This is a genomic window from Roseibium sediminis (assembly GCF_008711325.1).
In the GTDB taxonomy this organism is placed as follows: Bacteria; Pseudomonadota; Alphaproteobacteria; order Rhizobiales; family Stappiaceae; genus Roseibium; species Roseibium sediminis.
Map to the genome: position 1 here is coordinate 37083 of NZ_VXDB01000009.1, position 14741 is coordinate 51823.

Annotated in this window: 19 protein-coding genes; 18 read left to right on the forward strand and 1 reads right to left on the reverse strand. The window is 57.9% G+C overall.

All coding sequences use genetic code 11. From position 1 onward, the window contains the following. Positions 1-5 precede the first annotated feature (5 nt). The 6 genes from F0155_RS10640 (at position 6) to cybH (ending at position 6438) form a co-directional block, all read left to right on the forward strand. A complete protein-coding gene (locus tag F0155_RS10640) occupies positions 6-830 on the forward strand; it encodes an SCO family protein (protein ID WP_208999227.1) in 825 nt (274 codons plus the stop codon). After that, positions 827-2005, forward strand: coding sequence for a cytochrome-c peroxidase (locus tag F0155_RS10645; RefSeq protein WP_208999228.1), 1179 nt, complete (start codon positions 827-829; stop codon positions 2003-2005). The genes F0155_RS10640 and F0155_RS10645 overlap by 4 nt, the downstream gene beginning before the upstream one ends. A 223-nt stretch (positions 2006-2228) precedes the next feature. Beyond that, entirely contained in the window at positions 2229-3305 is a 1077-nt protein-coding gene (locus tag F0155_RS10650) for a hydrogenase small subunit (RefSeq protein ID WP_150524497.1), read from the forward strand. Continuing rightward, positions 3305-5104 carry a nickel-dependent hydrogenase large subunit gene (locus F0155_RS10655; RefSeq protein ID WP_150524498.1) on the forward strand — a complete coding sequence of 600 codons (1800 nt, stop codon included), beginning with the start codon at positions 3305-3307 and terminating at the stop codon, positions 5102-5104. The genes F0155_RS10650 and F0155_RS10655 overlap by 1 nt, the downstream gene beginning before the upstream one ends. 8 nt (positions 5105-5112) lie before the next feature. Continuing rightward, on the forward strand, positions 5113-5679 hold the full coding sequence (locus F0155_RS10660; protein WP_150524499.1) for a HupE/UreJ family protein: 567 nt from the start codon (positions 5113-5115) through the stop codon (positions 5677-5679). 9 nt (positions 5680-5688) lie between these two features. Beyond that, on the forward strand, positions 5689-6438 hold the full coding sequence (cybH, locus tag F0155_RS10665; RefSeq protein WP_150524500.1) for a Ni/Fe-hydrogenase, b-type cytochrome subunit: 750 nt from the start codon (positions 5689-5691) through the stop codon (positions 6436-6438). 198 nt (positions 6439-6636) lie between these two features. Here the strand turns inward: cybH and F0155_RS23410 are convergent, their stop codons facing one another. Then, positions 6637-6783: a hypothetical protein gene (locus F0155_RS23410; RefSeq protein ID WP_161599791.1), complete on the reverse strand. Its 147-nt coding sequence runs from the start codon at positions 6781-6783 to the stop codon at positions 6637-6639. On the opposite strand from F0155_RS23410, the gene F0155_RS10670 reads away from it, so the two are divergent. From F0155_RS10670 to hypE, 12 genes are read left to right on the forward strand one after another with little or no spacing between them, the layout of a single operon-like run. Further along, the gene (locus F0155_RS10670; protein WP_150524501.1) at positions 6782-7474 is read left to right on the forward strand and encodes a HyaD/HybD family hydrogenase maturation endopeptidase; all 693 of its coding nucleotides are present in this window, start codon (positions 6782-6784) and stop codon (positions 7472-7474) included. The genes F0155_RS23410 and F0155_RS10670 overlap by 2 nt on opposite strands. After that, positions 7474-7746 carry a HypC/HybG/HupF family hydrogenase formation chaperone gene (locus tag F0155_RS10675; RefSeq protein WP_150524502.1) on the forward strand — a complete coding sequence of 91 codons (273 nt, stop codon included), beginning with the start codon at positions 7474-7476 and terminating at the stop codon, positions 7744-7746. Before F0155_RS10670 ends, F0155_RS10675 begins: the two co-directional genes overlap by 1 nt. Before the next feature lie 28 nt (positions 7747-7774). Next, complete coding sequence (locus F0155_RS10680) at positions 7775-8209, forward strand: thioredoxin domain-containing protein (protein ID WP_150524503.1); 435 nt, start codon at positions 7775-7777, stop codon at positions 8207-8209. A gap of 24 nt (positions 8210-8233) precedes the next feature. Further along, positions 8234-9097, forward strand: coding sequence for a hydrogenase expression/formation protein (locus F0155_RS10685; RefSeq protein ID WP_150524504.1), 864 nt, complete (start codon positions 8234-8236; stop codon positions 9095-9097). After that, complete coding sequence (locus F0155_RS10690; protein ID WP_150524505.1) at positions 9094-9318, forward strand: rubredoxin; 225 nt, start codon at positions 9094-9096, stop codon at positions 9316-9318. Before F0155_RS10685 ends, F0155_RS10690 begins: the two co-directional genes overlap by 4 nt. 1 nt (position 9319) lies before the next feature. Then, on the forward strand, positions 9320-9961 hold the full coding sequence (gene hybE / locus F0155_RS10695; RefSeq protein WP_161599792.1) for a [NiFe]-hydrogenase assembly chaperone HybE: 642 nt from the start codon (positions 9320-9322) through the stop codon (positions 9959-9961). After that, positions 9951-11054 carry a nickel-dependent hydrogenase large subunit gene (locus tag F0155_RS10700; protein ID WP_161599793.1) on the forward strand — a complete coding sequence of 368 codons (1104 nt, stop codon included), beginning with the start codon at positions 9951-9953 and terminating at the stop codon, positions 11052-11054. Before hybE ends, F0155_RS10700 begins: the two co-directional genes overlap by 11 nt. Continuing rightward, positions 11054-11395 (forward strand): hydrogenase maturation nickel metallochaperone HypA, encoded by a 342-nt coding sequence (hypA, locus tag F0155_RS10705; RefSeq protein ID WP_150524508.1) that lies wholly within the window; start codon positions 11054-11056, stop codon positions 11393-11395. Before F0155_RS10700 ends, hypA begins: the two co-directional genes overlap by 1 nt. Continuing rightward, positions 11395-12276, forward strand: a complete 882-nt coding sequence (gene hypB, locus F0155_RS10710; protein WP_150524509.1) for a hydrogenase nickel incorporation protein HypB — start codon at positions 11395-11397, stop codon at positions 12274-12276. Before hypA ends, hypB begins: the two co-directional genes overlap by 1 nt. Positions 12277-12285: 9 nt before the next feature. Beyond that, the gene (locus F0155_RS10715) at positions 12286-12540 is read left to right on the forward strand and encodes a HypC/HybG/HupF family hydrogenase formation chaperone (RefSeq protein WP_150524510.1); all 255 of its coding nucleotides are present in this window, start codon (positions 12286-12288) and stop codon (positions 12538-12540) included. Next, a complete protein-coding gene (gene hypD / locus F0155_RS10720) occupies positions 12537-13706 on the forward strand; it encodes a hydrogenase formation protein HypD (RefSeq protein WP_150524511.1) in 1170 nt (389 codons plus the stop codon). The genes F0155_RS10715 and hypD overlap by 4 nt, the downstream gene beginning before the upstream one ends. Next, entirely contained in the window at positions 13703-14740 is a 1038-nt protein-coding gene (gene hypE, locus F0155_RS10725) for a hydrogenase expression/formation protein HypE (RefSeq protein ID WP_150524512.1), read from the forward strand. The genes hypD and hypE overlap by 4 nt, the downstream gene beginning before the upstream one ends. Position 14741: the final 1 nt, after the last annotated feature.

A 14741-nucleotide genomic window follows, 5' to 3' on the forward strand; every position in this document is an offset into this window, starting at 1 on the left:
GGTTGATGCCGCCTGCACATCTTCCGGTCAGCGAGGTGATACCGATGGAGCTCGGGTCTTTCATGCGAGCGATGTTTCTCTTCAAACCACGCAGTGAAACCGCGACAGGCCTGCTGACGGCGTGTTTTGCCTGCCTCGTTGCTGCTGCCGTCGTGGTCGCGGCTGTGCCGCCCATAGCCGCGACGGTTGAAGACAGAGCGCTTGGGGGAGAGGTCGTTGATTTGGCAAGCCTTTTCCCCCGTACTGCCGATTATGACTTTGCAGTTCCGCTAGCTGGCACCTATCAGTTGCCTGCATTAAAGGCAGCGCCGGGCGGCCAGCTTCTCGATATGAACGGTGAAGCTCTGGATCTTGCCAAGGTGCTTGATGGTCGTATCTCGCTTGTGAGCTTCGTCTATCTTCTGTGTGCGGATACCAACGGTTGCCCGCTGGCCTTGGCGACCCTGTTTGATGTCTTTGACGGTAGCGAAGCAGCGCCGTTTCTGAAACAGCATCTTCAGCTTGTCACGATCAGTTTTGATCCCGAGCGCGATACGCCGGAAGCGCTTGGCAGCTTTGCCTATCCCGTGCTGGCCGACCCCAAAGCGGGCAGAAAAGTTGACTGGCATTTCTATACGTCATCCGGCGCCAAGGTACTGCAGCCGGTTCTGGACGGGTTCGGTCAGGCGGTGATCCACACAGCAGACAGTGAGACGATCAATCACCTTTTGCGCATGTTCCTTGTGGACCGGCAGGGTCGGATCCGGAATGTTTACGGTCTTGGGATGATCGATCCGCGCCTCTTGATGAGTGACGTTGAAACCCTGCTGATGGAAGAGGCCGGGCAGTGAGCATTTCGCGGCTCATCTCTCTGGCTTTGCCGTTCTTCCTGTGTCTGTGTTTTGCCGTTCCGACAGTTCGGGCAGATAATTGGGCGGTTCGGGTGCTTGAAAGATCAATGACCGGCTCCCTCGGTTTGCCGGTTCCGACACATCCGGTTGAAAACCGCCCGACCGCGGACAAAATCCGCCTCGGGCGCAAGATTTTCTTTGATCGCAGGTTGTCGCTGAACAGAACCATGTCCTGTGGCATGTGCCATATTCCCGAGCAGGGCTTTGGCAATCATGAACTGCAGAAAGCCGTTGGTTTTGAAGGGCGAAGTCTTCGGCGCAATGCGCCAACGCTGGTCAATGCCGCGTTCTATGAGACCCTCTTTTGGGACGGGCGGGAAACCGGGTTTGAGACCCAGTTCATCTCTCCGTTGCTGGCTGCGAACGAGATGGCAAATCCGTCTGCAGGGCAAGTGGTGGCCCTGATCGAAGAGCTTTCCGACTATGACGGGGCCTTTGAACAGGCGTTTGGACAGCCAGTCTCCCTGCATCGGATCGGGGAGGTGTTGGCCGCCTACCAGCGGTCATTGATTGCTGCAAACAGCCCATTCGACCGCTGGCGGTTCGGAGGTGATACGAATGCGATTTCCGAACAGCAGCAACGTGGATATCAGCTGTTCACCGGCAAGGCAGGCTGCAGCCAGTGTCACCAGATCGGAGAAACCAGTGCGCTTTTCACTGACAATGCCTATCACGACACGGGCTATGGCTGGATGCGCGAACACGAGCGCCAAAACCCTCCCTCCCATCATCCGGTAGAGGTTGCGCCGGGGGTGGTCTTTCATGTTTCCAGAAAACAGATTGATGATGTGTCCGGTCCCTCTTTGCCGGATCTCGGGCGATACGAGGTGACACAGAACCCGGCAGACAGCTGGAAATACCGCACGCCCATCCTCAGAAATGTGGCGTTGACCGCTCCCTACATGCACGATGGTGGATTTGCCAAGTTGCGGGATGTCCTGGATTTCTACAATCGCGGCGGCGCGTCCCATGACCAGCAAAGCCCGTTGATCCGACCACTCGGTTTGACCGAGGCCGAGCTGCAGGATCTGGAGGCTTTTCTTCAGGCGCTGACCTCTGCGGACTTTGCCGAACTGGCAAGGGAAGCACGGGTCGAAGAGCCGGACAACTGGTAACAGCATATGCTTGTCACGCTGGCATTGAGTTAATCAATCTGGGTGGTTAGCTGCCTTCCATTGTGAAAACTACCCTGACGCATTTCTGGCGCCGATAGCATCCCGCCGGATCGAATAATTTATAGAATACAGATAGATGAACTGTTTGGCCCGCTTCCTGCTTTGCCATGAGCGGAAAGAGTGCCGCGTTTTCGCGGCCATGGCATGGGGAGGAGCCAACAGGATGACTGAAACCTTTTATGAGGTGATGCGCCGCCAAGGCATCACGCGGCGAAGCTTCTTGAAGTTTTGCTCGCTGACCGCAGCAGCGCTCGGATTGGGGCCCAGCTTTGCCCCGAAGATTGCCGAGGCGATGGAGACCAAACCGCGCATACCGGTTCTCTGGTTGCATGGTCTTGAATGTACCTGCTGCTCGGAAAGCTTCATTCGATCCGCCCATCCGCTGGCAAAGGATGTGGTGCTGTCGATGATCTCGCTCGACTATGACGATACGATCATGGCGGCTGCCGGGCATCAGGCCGAGGCCATCATCGAGGAAACCATCGCCAAATATGATGGCAACTACATCCTCGCCGTGGAAGGCAATCCGCCGCTCAATCAGGACGGCATGTCGTGTATCATCGCCGGGCGTCCGTTCCTTGAGCAGTTGAAGCATGCAGCGGATCACTGCAAGGCGATCATTTCGTGGGGCTCTTGTGCCTCATGGGGCTGTGTTCAGGCCGCGCGTCCGAACCCGACACAGGCGACACCGGTTCACAAGGTGCCGGGTCTTGCCGCCAAGCCGATCATCAAGGTGCCCGGGTGCCCGCCGATTGCGGAAGTCATGACGGCGGTCATCACCTACATCCTGACCTTCGAGAAGTTTCCGGAGCTGGACCGACAGGGTCGTCCGAAGATGTTCTATTCGCAGCGCATTCACGACAAGTGCTATCGGCGCCCGCATTTCGATGCAGGTCAATTCGTCGAGAAGTTCGACGATGAAGGCGCGAAGAAGGGGTACTGCCTCTACAAGGTCGGCTGCAAGGGGCCAACCACCTACAACGCCTGTTCTACGGTGCGCTGGAATGGCGGGTTGTCATTCCCGATCCAGGCTGGCCACCCGTGCATCGGGTGTTCGGAAGACGGGTTCTGGGACAAGGGCAGCTTCTATGACCGCCTGACCGACATCAAGGGGTTCGGCATCGAGGCCAATGCCGACGAGATCGGTGGAACCGCAGCGGTCGTTGTTGGAGCAGCAGCTGCCGCCCATGCCGCAGCAAGTGCCGTCAAACGCGCCCGTGACAAGGGAGGAAACAGCTAATGGCGACGATCACGACACCAAACGGTTTCAATCTCGACACCTCCGGTCAGCGTGTGGTGGTCGATCCGGTGACCCGGATTGAAGGCCACATGCGCTGTGAGGTGAATATCGACGAGGAGAACATCATCCGCAATGCGGTCTCCACCGGTACGATGTGGCGCGGACTGGAGGTAATCCTGAAGGGACGCGACCCACGCGATGCATGGGCTTTTGTTCAGCGCATCTGCGGGGTTTGCACCGGCACGCATGCCTTGACCTCGGTTCGCGCCGTTGAAGATGCGCTGAAGATCGACATTCCAGAAAACGCGAATTCGATCCGCAATATCATGCAACTTTCGCTGCAGGTGCATGACCATCTCGTTCACTTCTACCACCTGCATGCGCTGGACTGGGTCAATCCGGTAAATGCCCTTCGCGCGGACCGGAAGGCGACATCAGAGCTGCAGATGAAAGTGTCGCCGCGACACGCCAAGTCATCACCCGGCTATTTCCGCGACATCCAGAACCGCTTGAAGAAATTCGTTGAATCCGGCCAGCTTGGCCCGTTCAAGAACGGCTACTGGACAAATCCGGCCTATCTGCTTCCGCCTGAAGCGGATCTGATGGCCGTGACCCATTATCTGGAAGCGCTTGATTTCCAGAAGGAGATCATGACCACGCGGACGATCTTCGGGGGCAAAGACACCCATCCGAACTGGCTGGTGGGCGGCGTGCCCTGCGCCATCAACATGGATGGACCACTGGCGGCCGGCGCGCCGATCAACATGGAGCGGCTGAACTATGTTTCGGGTGTGATCGACCGGACGATCGAGTTCATCGACAACGTCTACATTCCGGACATCATCGCCATCGGCAACATATACAAGGGCTGGCTCTATGGCGGGGGATTGTCTTCGACAAGCCTGCTGTCCTATGGCGACATCCCTGACAGGGCAAACGACTATTCGGCGTCCAACCTCATGATGCCACGCGGTGCGATCATCAATGGCAAGCTGAACGAGATCCACGACGTGGACCTGCGTGATCCGGAGCAGGTGCAGGAATTCGTGCCGCACTCCTGGTACAAGTATGACGACGAGAAGCGCGGACTGCATCCGTGGGACGGCATAACCGAGCCGAATTACGAGCTTGGTCCGGATCTCATCGGGACGAAGACCAATATCAAGCAGATCGACGAGAATGCCAAATACTCGTGGATCAAGGCACCGCGCTGGCGCGGGCATGCCATGGAGGTTGGTCCGCTTGCCCGATATGTCATCGGCTACATGCAGGGACATGAGGAGATCAAGGATCAGGTCGACAGCACGCTGAGGGCACTGAACGTACCGATCAACGCGCTGTTCTCCACCTTGGGCCGAACGGCTGCTCGTGGACTGGAGGCCAGTTGGGCAGCCCACAAGCAACGCTACTTCCTCGACAAGTTGATCGCCAACATCAAGGCCGGCGATTCAGCGACTGCGAACACCGATAAGTTTGATCCGTCCAGTTGGCCGACCGAGGTCAAAGGCGTCGGCTTTACCGAGGCACCACGCGGAGCTCTGGCGCACTGGATCAAGATCAAGGACACCAAGATCGACAATTACCAGTGCGTTGTTCCAACGACCTGGAACGGCAGTCCGCGTGACAACGAAGGCAATATCGGGGCTTTCGAAGCGTCGCTCATGAATACGAAAGTGGAGCGGCCGGAAGAACCAGTCGAAATATTGAGAACCCTGCACAGCTTCGATCCGTGCCTTGCCTGTTCGACCCATGTGATGGGGCCGGATGGACAGGAGTTGGCCGAAGTGAAGGTTCGCTAGGGAGGGCGATGATGAAAGTGATTGGAAAACTGTCTGGTGCAGGTCTGCTAGCCGTTCTTGCCAGCCCTGCCATGGCCCATACCGGCGGAGAGCTTAGTGCTCTTGCCGGAGCCCTGCACCCGTTGCAAGGGGTGGACCACCTTCTGGCGATGCTGGGTGTCGGGGTTCTGGCTTCCTGTCGCCCTGTTCATGAGGGCGTGATGATCGTCGCAGCCTTTCTGATGAGCCTGTTTGCCGCCAGCCTTCTGGGAATGGCGGGTTACGGCGTTGGATTTGCAGAACCGGGGATACTTGTCTCGCTGGTTGTCTTTGGCGGGTTGATTGCCTTTGGCAAAAGCCTTCCTGCGGCAACCGTTGCGGCGGTGACGGGGCTCTTCGGTCTTGCCCACGGGTTCGCCCACGGGGTTGAGGCCATGGGTGCAACGCCGCTTTACCTCGCAGCGTTCCTGGCGACGAGTGCCGGTCTCCATGGGGCAGGGATGGTCTTCGGGCGGCGCCTTGTCACCTCTGACCTTGGCAGGCTGGCGACCGGAGCTTTCCTTGGTGCGGGCGGTCTCGTCCTCTCGCTTGCGTAGGAGGGGGAGATGAGCGTTGAAAGTCTTGATGATCACGAGCGCCGGGAGGTCGGTGCAGATGATCATGCCACACATGTCGAGCAGGCGGTCTATATCTATCAGGCACCGGTGCGCCTCTGGCACTGGGTGAATGTCTGCTCGATCCTTGTGCTTGGCGTTACCGGTTATCTGATCGGGTCGCCGTTGCCGTCCATCGGAGGAGAGGCTTATGACAGCTTCTTCTTCGGCTGGATCCGGTATCTGCACTTTGTGGCCGGATACATTCTGGCCGTCGGTTTCCTGTTTCGCGTTTACTGGGCGTTTGTCGGCAACAAGCATGCCCGGCAAATCTTCATGCCGCCGGTTTGGCGCGTCAGCTTCTGGAAAGAGCTGGGGCATGAGCTGTCTTGGTACGCCATGATAGCCCGGCAACCGCTCAAATATGCAGGCCACAATCCTCTGGCGACCCTCGTCATGCACGTGATGTTCATCTGGGGCATTGTCTTCATGATCGTCACGGGCTTTGCCCTTTATGGCGAGGGAACAGGCATGGGATCATGGCAGCATACCTTCTTCTCGAGCTGGGTCATTCCGCTCTTCGGGCAGAGCCAGGATGTCCACACCTGGCACCACCTGGGACTCTGGGTGATTGTCTGCTTCGTGATCGTGCATGTCTATGCCGCCACCCGGGAAGACATCATGTCCCGGCAATCGATCATGTCGTCCATGTTCTCCGGCTGGAGAACATTCAGGGATAACAAGCCCGCAGAAGACGAGTAGGCGGAAACCAGTTGCAGGAAGTGGGAAAAGGCGGACTTCGGTTCGCCTTTTTTCATGCCTTGAGGGTACTGTTTTCCGGTGATCGAAGGCTAACCAGACGCTGATGCTAAGCGAAACAAGTCCTGCCACCACCAAAAGGAAGCAGACCTAGTGTCTGTAAATTCATCTTCCATCTTTGCGCATTCTTGGAAGGTATTTTTACAGTTCTATTTCTGGCTGATTTTCCCTCGTCAATAAAAACAAGGTTTTAGCTACCACGGGAGATTTGGCATGCGCCTTGCTGATGTCTTGGGCAGAACCGGCGGGGTCTTTTGACCATTTGTCGGCAAGGGAGGAATGAGCCATGGGAGGAGAGGCTCCAACTGCCCTTGTTCTCGGTATCGGGAACTTGTTATGGGCGGATGAAGGCTTCGGCGTCAGGGCAGTTGAGGAGCTGCACCGGCGCTACAGGTTTGATGACAATGTTTTAGTCATGGATGGTGGGACGCAGGGTGTTTATCTCGTCCAGCACATCAGAGATGCCGATATTCTGGTCGTGTTCGACGCGGTCGACTACGGTTTGCCGCCGGGCACGCTGAAGCTCGTTCAGGGCGACGAGGTGCCCAAGTTTCTTGGCGCCAAGAAGATATCTCTTCACCAGACCGGATTTCAGGAAGTGCTCGCGATGGCGGAGATGCTTGGCGACTATCCGCGACATCTCTTGCTCATCGGCGTGCAGCCGGTCGAGCTGGATGATTATGGCGGCAGCTTGCGTCCGGCCGTGAAGGCGCAAATCGAGCCTTCAATCCGCCATGCCCTCCAGTTTCTGGCCGATCACGGCATTCAGGCGACAGAGCGAGACGGTGAACTGTCCGAAGACGACACCATCGCCAGTCTGGAAATGACGCTCGGCCGGTATGAGGGCGGGCGACCTGATGCTGCGTCGGCCTATCGCCATGGGGATGACCGGGTTGTTTCCGCGAGTGGCTGGAGCGGGCCATCCGACTTTGAGGCGGAAATGGAAGCGCTGGTCAAGCATCCGGCGGAGCGCGGCTGATGTGCGTTGGAATTCCGATGCAGGTGCTGTCGACCGATTTCGGCTTTGCCCGCTGCAAGGCAGAAGATGGAGAGCATGACGTTGATGTTCGCCTTGTCGGTGAGGTGAAGCCGGGTACCTGGATACTGGTGTTTCTGGGAGCGGCGCGTGAGGTGCTGGATGACCAGACCGCAGCGCGGATTTCGGACGCTTTGGCAGCGCTTCAATCAGTCATGCAGGGAGAGACCAATGTGGATCGCTTCTTTGAAGATCTGATCGACGCAAAAGAATGAAGGCGACAGCCTGAGGGAGAGGTTTGATATGCATTCCGCATTATTGACGTCAATTATCGTCAGGGAGGGGCTGGAAGTCATTCCCGACGCGGGACTGGATGAGGTGGCCGGGAACGAGGTGTTCTCGATGCTGCTGATTGCCGGCGATGCGAACCGATTGGCTGAGAGCAACGATGTTGCAGTCATCTTCCCGGAAATCGCCAAGGCGCTGGATGGCAACGTTACTGCGCTTGTGGCGGCTTTTGACAGCGAACGCGAATTTCAAAAGCGCTTCCGGTTCAACAAGTTTCCGTGCGTCGTGTTCCTGCGCTACGGGGAATTTCTTGGCGTGATCCAGGGCGTGCGCGACTGGTCCGACTACATGACCGAGATATCCGAAATCCTGCTCCGTGACCCAAGTGAACCGCCACCCTTCCGGTTGCCGGATGGCTGCGGTGTACCCTCATCCCTGCAAACCCACTGACACTGTTCTGGAAGGACTGGACACATGAGCACAATCGATCCTTTCGGAAGCTTGGCGCTGGGCGGCGCTCTTGTCGGGCCGGGCAGCCAACCTACTGACGAAGATGGCGGCGTTCTGGAATATATGGAAATGCCATCGGCAATGATGACTTTTGCCACGCCCAACTTGCCTGAACCGGAAGATGCGGCAGGTTTGGAAGAGGGGCTCGCGCGCCTTGACAGCCTTTTGCAGCTGCTGGTCGCTGCGGCGGACGGGGCGCCGGGAGGTGTTGTTGAACTTGCCGGACTGGACGCAGCCAATCTTGAACTGATCAATCAGGTGTTAGGGGAAGGCGAGGTTTCCGTCATTGCCGGAACCGACTGGCAGGCACAGGAGGCCGTTCTGGCCGGTGTCTGGCGTGTTCGGCGAACCACGGCTGCAGGCGCGATCGATACAATCGAGGTCGGAGCGTTTCCGAGCGGTATCCGGGCTACGGTGTTCCAGGGTGCGAGATCGAGTGTGGCGATGCCCGAGCAACTGGGTCCAAACATCTTCAACGCGCCGCCGCTGGTGCCGGAGATCAACGAGCACATTGCCAAGTCTGAAGGTGCGAGCGAGCCGCATGTGATCAATCTGTCACTGCTCCCGCACACGGAAGAGGACCTGACTTTCCTCAATGAGCAGCTTGGACGCGGCGATGTGACGATCCTCTCGCGTGGCTATGGCAATTGCCGGATCACATCCACGCAGACCCGCAATACGTGGTGGGTGCAGTACTACAATTCGCAAGACACACTGATCCTGAATTCCATCGAGATCGGCGAAATCCCGGACGTTGCCTGTGCCGCGCTGGAAGATCTTGGCGATTCCGCCGAACGTCTTGGCGAGATCCTGGAGGTCTACCGGTGACAGAAGGCATCTTCGAAGACTCCTATGGAGGCAATGACCAGAAGATTGGCCCGCTGACCCGGCTGGAATGCAAGATCTGCTGGCATGTCTATGACCCGGCGCTGGGGGATGACTACTGGCAGATCCCTGCCGGCACACCATTTTCGGCCCTGCCGGACCATTGGAGCTGTCCGGAATGTGATGCGGCAAAGTCCGGTTTCATGGTGCTGGAGGAGCACTGAAATGGAGACCGTCCAAGAGCTTTCGCAGAAGATCGAGACTTGCTTTCGCGAGATTCACGAAACGCGCATGGACGGTATCCCGATTCTGAATCGGGCGCTGGAGGTGAAATGCATTGGCGGACAGGAGTGGAACGGCTCTTATCTGTTCGTGCTTCTGACGCCGTGGTTCATGAACATTCTTCTGGTGCCCGTTGAACCGGAAGATGGCGCACGCGCTGTCGGGGCAAAGCGGTCTGTTGCCTTTCCTGCCGGGAGATATGAGTTCATTTCCTCCCATGAAGACACGCTTGGCAGCTTCTGGATGTGTTCGCTGTTTTCGCCGGTGTTCGAATTTGCCGATCAGGATACGGCGCTGGCTTGCGCGGTGTCCATTCTCGATCTCTTGTTTGAAGCTGAGGAACAGCGAAGCGAGCAGGAAGCGGAGATGGCGGCAATCTGGCGCGGGGAATATCCTGTGTCTGGGAAAGAGGGCGAGGCGAAAGAGGAACCTCTTCCCGAAGCTGTTCAAGATGCAGCGGTGATCGCTGACGCTGATGATGTCGATTTACCGGGACACCAGCCGGGATCAACATCCGGTGCAGATTTCAGCCGACGGGGCTTCCTCACCGGCAGATCGGATCAGGAGGTGCGCGATGTCTCTTGAAGGACTGGTCGAGATCCTCATCCCGATGGATCCACAGGAGCGGATAACCGTTCATTATTCGGAGCCATTTGATCCGGAGTTGGTCCTGAAGGGCAAATCGAGGACCGAAGCCGTTCGCCTGATACCCTTGCTCTATTCGGTTTGCGGAACGGCTCACGCAGCTGCGGCTGTGCGCGCGCTTGGCATTGAAGGGTCTGTCGGGAAGGAGCTGGTGCGCGAGGCGCTCGTCATGATGGAGCGGGCGCGCGAACATGTGTTTCGGATGGCGCTGGGTTGGCCTGCGCTCATTCAAAGGGAGCCAGACCAGAGCATCGGCAAGTTGGCCCTGCCGATGTTGCCTGATTTTTCCAAGGCCATGGACCCAGATGGAGCAGCGTTTCTGGCCGGATCGGATGCGCCCCCCGACTACTCCAAGGCTCGGCAGGTAAATGCCGATATGCGCCGTCTAGTGGAAGACGGCATCTTCTCAGAACCGCTGGAAGCATGGCTGCAGCGAGATCGTGCCTCTGTTCTGGAAGACTGGGTGGAAAGAGAAGCGTCTATCGCAGCCAGAGTGATCGGTTGCCTTGTCCAGCAGAACATTGCGGGTCTGGCTGATGTTCCGGCAGTCTATCTCTGCGACACTGATCTGGCTGATGCCTGGTCGGGGTATGAGGGAGAGGGAGCACAGGTGCCGGAAACATCCGTCATGGAGCGCCGTTTGACCAATCACCTGCTGCAAGGATGTGTCCGGCCAGCCCTTGTCGACCGGTATCTGGTTCGGCTTGTTGATCTGGCCGAAACCATTCGTGAACTTGAAGAAATGCTCAAGGAACCGTCAAACTGGTCGATAGGTGAGCGAGAGCAAATAGCTGGAACAGGAACAGCGAATACTGCGAGAGGGCGTTTGACGCATTTGGCAAAGATCGCAGGCGATACTATCGATGGCTACCGTATCGTATCGCCAACCCGGTGGAATTTCGCTGAAAACGGCATTGCGGCCGGTTGCCTCAACGCCTTACCGCCACTTCCCGCAGGGGGACGTCTACTCATTGCAAACTGGATTGTCGGGGCAATCGACCCTTGCGTCCGTCATGAAATAAGGGGCGTTTGATGCACGAAATGGCCCTATGCGAAAGCATCCTCGGCATTTTGAAGGATCAGGCCGAAAGCCAGGCCTTCTCCAGAGTGGACCGGGTGTGCCTCGAAGTCGGTCTCTTGTCCGGCGTTGAAACCGAGGCATTGCGGTTTGGCTTTGATGTCGTGATGCGCGGAAGTCTTGCAGAAGGGGCAAGGCTTGAGATCGTGAGCCCGCCAGCACTCGCCTGGTGCATGCCGTGTGCAGAACAAGTTGAGATAAAACAAAGATTTGATCCATGTCCAACCTGTGGCTCTCATCAGCTGCAGGTGACCAGCGGGGAGGAGCTGCGGATCAAGGAGCTGGAGGTTTCCTGATGTGTACGGTTTGCGGTTGCGCCGAAGGCGAAGTCCGGATCGAGGGGCGACCCTCACACGGACAGGAGGGTAACGGGGGGCACCCTCACGTACATGATCATCACGATCATGATCAGGCAGGTCATCACCATGACCACCATCATCACGACTACGGACGAGGCGAAGCCGGGGCGTCAGTTCCTGGAATGAGCCAATCCCGCATGATCCAGCTGGAGCAGGATATCCTCTCCAAGAACAATAGCTACGCTGCGCGTAACCGGGCCTATTTCGAAGAGCGGGGCATTTTGGCGCTGAACCTTGTGTCCAGTCCGGGCTCTGGCAAGACCACGTTGCTGGTGGAAACCTTGCGGCGGATGGCGGCTGATGTACCGTGCTCGGTGATCGAGGGAGATCAGCAGACCTCCAACGATGCCGAACGTATCCGTGAGACCGGGGTCAAGGCGCTTCAGATCAATACGGGCAAGGGGTGCCATCTGGATGGTCACATGATCGGCCATGCCCTTGAGCATCTCGATCCGGACGAAGGCAGCTGCGTCTTTATCGAAAATGTCGGCAATCTTGTCTGTCCGGCGGCCTTTGATCTGGGGGAGGCGCACAAGGTTGCGATCCTGTCGGTGACAGAAGGTGAGGACAAGCCGCTCAAGTATCCCGACATGTTTGCGGCAGCGGATTTGATGTTGCTCAACAAGACCGACCTTCTGCCGCATCTCGATTTTGACGTCGATCTGGCCATCGCCAACGCCCGGAAAGTCAATCCGGGTATCAAGGCCCTTTGCGTTTCAGCGCGAAGTGGCGAGGGGCTGGAGGGCTGGATCAATTGGATACGAGCCGCCCACGCCATGCAGCGCATCGGGCATGTCGCTTCCCCGGCTGCGGAATAGGAGAGAACCATGTGTCTGGCAATTCCGGCAAGGGTGACGGCTCTGGAGGATGGCGACATGGCAGTCGTCGCTCTGGAGGGGATCAAGAAGCGGATATCCGTAGCGCTTCTGGAGGATGTGGCGGTGGATGACTTCGTTCTCGTCCACGTTGGCTACGCGCTCCACAAGGTCAGCCCGGAGGAGGCTGAACGCACGCTTGCCATGATGGCAGAGGCGGGTGTTCTGCAGGAGGAATTGGCTGAAATCGCGGAGGGGCAGGCATGAAATACGTCGACGAATACCGCAATCGTGATCTTGCCCGCACACTGGCTGATGCCATTCGCCGCGAAGCGAGGGCAGAGCGTTCCTACCACATCATGGAGTTTTGCGGCGGCCACACGCACGCGATCTTTCGCTATGGCGTTCAAGGGCTTATGCCGGGCAATGTGAAATATGTTCACGGCCCCGGCTGCCCGGTGTGCGTTCTGCCGGTTCGGCGGCTGGATGACGCTGTCGAGATTGCCGAGCACCATGATGTGATCCTGTGCACCTATGGTGACATGATGCGCGTACCGGGAACCAAGCAACGAAGCCTGATCCGGGCCAAGGCAGAGGGCGCCGATATCCGGATGGTCTATTCAACACTGGATGCCCTGAAGATCGCGCGCGACAATCCCGAGCGTCAGGTGGTGTTCTTTGCCATCGGGTTTGAAACCACAACGCCTCCGACCGCCGTTGCCATCAAACAGGCGAAGGCGGAAGGCCTGCAGAATTTCTCGGTCTTCTGCAATCACGTTCTCACCCCTGCCGCCATCGCCCATATCCTAGGGTCTCCCGATGTTCAGGAAACGGGGGCTGTTCAGATCGACGGGTTTCTTGGCCCGTCCCATGTCAGTTCGGTTATCGGGTCACGTCCCTATGAAGCGGCAGCCCGCCTTTACCGCAAGCCGGTGGTGATTGCCGGTTTCGAGCCACTGGACGTCATGCAGTCGACCCTCATGGTCATTCGACAGATCAACGAAGGACGGCATGACGTGGAAAACGAATACACGCGGGTCGTCACACGGGACGGCAATACCAAGGCGCAGTCCTTGGTGAATGACGTTCTGGAAATGCGTGACAGTTTTGAATGGCGGGGACTGGGAAGCGTCCCGGACAGCGCATTGAAAATCCGGGATGCGTATCAGTTCTTTGACGCTGAAAAACGTTTCGAGATTTCCCAAAAGCAGTCCCGCGAGGTCAAATCCTGCGAGTGCCCGGCCATTCTTCGCGGCGTGAAGCGCCCATCAGACTGCAAGCTTTTTGGAACGGTGTGCACTCCCGAGAACCCGATGGGGGCCTGCATGGTGTCTTCTGAAGGGGCCTGTGCTGCCTACTGGACCTATGCGCGGCACCAGACCATTGCCGAGGCAAAGGCCAAGCGGGAACAAAAGCCGGAGGCCGTGGCATGAACTCGGTTGATACATCCGCGCGCTTTCGCACAGGTTCGGTGGACATGACCCATGGCGGCGGCGGTCGTGCCATGGCGGAGCTGATCCGTGATCTCTTTCATCGTCATCTGAATAACCCGCTGCTGGATCAGGGGCATGATGCCGCTGTTTTTCAACCTCCGGCGGGACGACTGGTCCTGTCGACGGACGGTCATGTGATTTCGCCGCTGTTTTTTCCCGGCGGCGACATCGGTTGCCTCTCGGTCCACGGAACTGTGAATGATATCGCCATGGGCGGCGCGCGTCCGCTGTATCTTACCGCGAGCTTCATTCTGGAAGAAGGCTATCCGCTTGCAGATCTGGAACGCATCGTCATGTCCATGGCGCGTGCTGCCAGCGAGGCGGGCGTTCCGGTCGTCACCGGCGATACGAAGGTCGTCGAGCGGGGCAAGGGTGATGGCGTGTTCATCACCACGACCGGGCTTGGCGTGGTGCCGGAAGGCGTGGACATTCGCGCAGATCGCATTCGTCCCGGACAACTCATCCTGCTTTCGGGGACAATGGGCGATCATGGCATCGCGATCCTGTCGAAGCGCGAAAATCTCGAGTTCGAAACGGAAATCCGTTCGGATACGGCTGCGCTCCACGGGCTTGTTGGCGAAATGCTGGAGGCGGTGCCGTCGATTGCCATGTTGCGAGATCCGACGCGCGGAGGTGTGGCCTCCACGCTCAACGAACTCGCAACGGCTGCAGATGTGGGTATGGTTCTGGATGAGGCGGAGATCCTGATCCGCCCGGATGTGGCTGCTGCCTGCGAGTTGCTCGGACTTGATCCGCTGTACGTCGCCAACGAGGGCAAGTTGCTGTGTATCTGCGAAGCATCGGATGCGGATAACCTCCTGAAAATAATGAAGGCGCATCGCTATGGACAGGATGCTGCAATTATTGGCAAGGTGACGGAGGGGTCGGCCGGGCTGGTCCAGATGGAAACCGGGTTGGGAGGCATGCGTGTCGTTGACTGGCTCTCGGGTGAGCAATTGCCGAGGATCTGCTAGG

Excerpts from the sequence above, each read along its gene's own strand:
- hypA (WP_150524508.1), top strand. The coding sequence starts at position 11,054 with ATGCACGAAATGGCCCTATGCGAAAGCATCCTCGGCATTTTGAAGGAT.
- F0155_RS10680 (WP_150524503.1), top strand. The coding sequence starts at position 7,775 with ATGCATTCCGCATTATTGACGTCAATTATCGTCAGGGAGGGGCTGGAA.
- F0155_RS10715 (WP_150524510.1), top strand. The coding sequence starts at position 12,286 with ATGTGTCTGGCAATTCCGGCAAGGGTGACGGCTCTGGAGGATGGCGAC.
- hypB (WP_150524509.1), top strand. The coding sequence starts at position 11,395 with ATGTGTACGGTTTGCGGTTGCGCCGAAGGCGAAGTCCGGATCGAGGGG.
- F0155_RS10660 (WP_150524499.1), top strand. The coding sequence starts at position 5,113 with ATGATGAAAGTGATTGGAAAACTGTCTGGTGCAGGTCTGCTAGCCGTT.
- hypD (WP_150524511.1), top strand. The coding sequence starts at position 12,537 with ATGAAATACGTCGACGAATACCGCAATCGTGATCTTGCCCGCACACTG.
- F0155_RS10685 (WP_150524504.1), top strand. The coding sequence starts at position 8,234 with ATGAGCACAATCGATCCTTTCGGAAGCTTGGCGCTGGGCGGCGCTCTT.
- hybE (WP_161599792.1), top strand. The coding sequence starts at position 9,320 with ATGGAGACCGTCCAAGAGCTTTCGCAGAAGATCGAGACTTGCTTTCGC.
- cybH (WP_150524500.1), top strand. The coding sequence starts at position 5,689 with ATGAGCGTTGAAAGTCTTGATGATCACGAGCGCCGGGAGGTCGGTGCA.
- F0155_RS10640 (WP_208999227.1), top strand. The coding sequence starts at position 6 with ATGCCGCCTGCACATCTTCCGGTCAGCGAGGTGATACCGATGGAGCTC.
- F0155_RS10670 (WP_150524501.1), top strand. The coding sequence starts at position 6,782 with ATGGGAGGAGAGGCTCCAACTGCCCTTGTTCTCGGTATCGGGAACTTG.
- F0155_RS10675 (WP_150524502.1), top strand. The coding sequence starts at position 7,474 with ATGTGCGTTGGAATTCCGATGCAGGTGCTGTCGACCGATTTCGGCTTT.
- hypE (WP_150524512.1), top strand. The coding sequence starts at position 13,703 with ATGAACTCGGTTGATACATCCGCGCGCTTTCGCACAGGTTCGGTGGAC.
- F0155_RS23410 (WP_161599791.1), bottom strand. The coding sequence starts at position 6,783 with ATGGCTCATTCCTCCCTTGCCGACAAATGGTCAAAAGACCCCGCCGGT.
- F0155_RS10650 (WP_150524497.1), top strand. The coding sequence starts at position 2,229 with ATGACTGAAACCTTTTATGAGGTGATGCGCCGCCAAGGCATCACGCGG.
- F0155_RS10655 (WP_150524498.1), top strand. The coding sequence starts at position 3,305 with ATGGCGACGATCACGACACCAAACGGTTTCAATCTCGACACCTCCGGT.
- F0155_RS10700 (WP_161599793.1), top strand. The coding sequence starts at position 9,951 with ATGTCTCTTGAAGGACTGGTCGAGATCCTCATCCCGATGGATCCACAG.